The 1324-nt window shown below is 42.9% G+C and carries 3 protein-coding genes; 1 reads left to right on the plus strand and 2 read right to left on the minus strand.

The features are described from left to right. Together ACJ5GX_RS01530 and gp17 are read right to left on the minus strand one after the other, a co-directional pair. Positions 1-390, minus strand: a 390-nt coding sequence (locus tag ACJ5GX_RS01530) for a phage tail tube protein (protein WP_495292617.1), incomplete at its 3' end; no start/stop codon positions are given. Further along, complete coding sequence (gp17, locus tag ACJ5GX_RS01535) at positions 365-766, minus strand: tail completion protein gp17 (RefSeq protein ID WP_033445336.1); 402 nt, start codon at positions 764-766, stop codon at positions 365-367. The genes gp17 and ACJ5GX_RS01530, both read right to left, overlap by 26 nt. On the opposite strand from gp17, the gene ACJ5GX_RS01540 reads away from it, so the two are divergent. Next, a complete protein-coding gene (locus tag ACJ5GX_RS01540) occupies positions 752-1294 on the plus strand; it encodes an OsmC family protein (protein ID WP_495292618.1) in 543 nt (180 codons plus the stop codon). The genes gp17 and ACJ5GX_RS01540 overlap by 15 nt on opposite strands. The last annotated feature ends 30 nt before the right edge of the window (positions 1295-1324 follow it).

Genomic DNA, 1324 nt, shown 5'->3' on the forward strand with positions numbered 1-1324 from the left:
AATACGAGTACAAATTACCGCTTCACTGCGGTTTGCTTTACTGCAAACGTTCGCAATCATAGATCGATCATAATATCTCTCATACAATTCAACCGAACACCTGAGTTTTATCTTCTCCTTAGCATTAAAACTAATCTCATAATCATTATTAGAGTTTAACATTGCAGAATTACGCAATAATTCATCAGCCAATACTGAATTTAAAATGCCATTAATTTTTATTGTAATCTTTCTACTTCCAGCACAATCAAGCACTTTTCTCCAGCCAAAAGAGGAAATATCTTTCATCTCCTCTTTGTTATTACGCAAAGTAAACCTTAAGTTTCGTATATTATTCAGCACAACAAAATTATTGTCATGACCTTTAATTTTCAGCTGTAATTTGCTCATCGCTACCTCCTTGTATTAAAATATCAAAATTAATTGTTGAATGTAAAACTTCATCATGCTGATTTATAACACAATTACTTTCCAAAATGGTCTCACTACTAATGCTCTTTACCACCAAGCCAACATGCTTTATAGCAGCAAGCATGCTGCTTATATGATAAGTATATATGTCGCATGAAAATCTTACTTTTGTAGCAAAATTAGATAGCATATGCAGGTTAACATAATTTACTATGCGCAATCTCAGATAAGGAATAGTAACCTGCTTAGGCAGGTAATCATAGATGTTAGTAACATATTTCTTTAAATCAGAGTTTGCTTTTAATGCTGCATAAATACTATCATACAACTCATTTATAATTTGAATTTTTTCCATCTCACAGATACGTTTACGAAGATTGCAATTTGCAGGTACAACAGATGGTATCATCCTAGTGCTTACTGCACGAACATTATCTGTCAAGAAGATGTCATCCCATCCCCAGACACTGGTTCACTTTATAATGATGTCGTTCCAGTAGCTCTTTCTTGTAATCCCAGTACTGGGATCGATCTGCACAACCCCCAAGGCCATGCATGGTATGGCGATGAGCCACAGGCCGCTGGCGGTGGTGACACGGCCCCCAGCCCCATGCAGCTGCTGCTGTCGGCCCTGGGTGCCTGCACGACGATTACGGTGCAGATGTATGCACAGCGCAAGGCCTGGCCGCTGACGGGCGTGAAGGTGGAGCTGGCGCTGAACCCCGATGGCGGCGCCGCATCGGGCAACGACATCGTGCGCAGCATTCAGCTGGAAGGTGATTTGAGCGAAGAGCAGCGCAGCCGGCTCAAGCAGATTGCAGAAGCCTGCCCGGTGCACAAGTTGTTGGTGGGGGAGGTAAGGGTGACCACGGCGCTGGCTTGAGGCTGGCCGGACACCCGAGACGGCGCGCAG

The sequence above is a fragment of the Wolbachia endosymbiont of Tuta absoluta genome (assembly GCF_059414725.1).

Coding starts and splice junctions, on each gene's coding strand:
- gp17 (WP_033445336.1), bottom strand. CDS start 766: ATGGAAAAAATTCAAATTATAAATGAGTTGTATGATAGTATTTATGCA.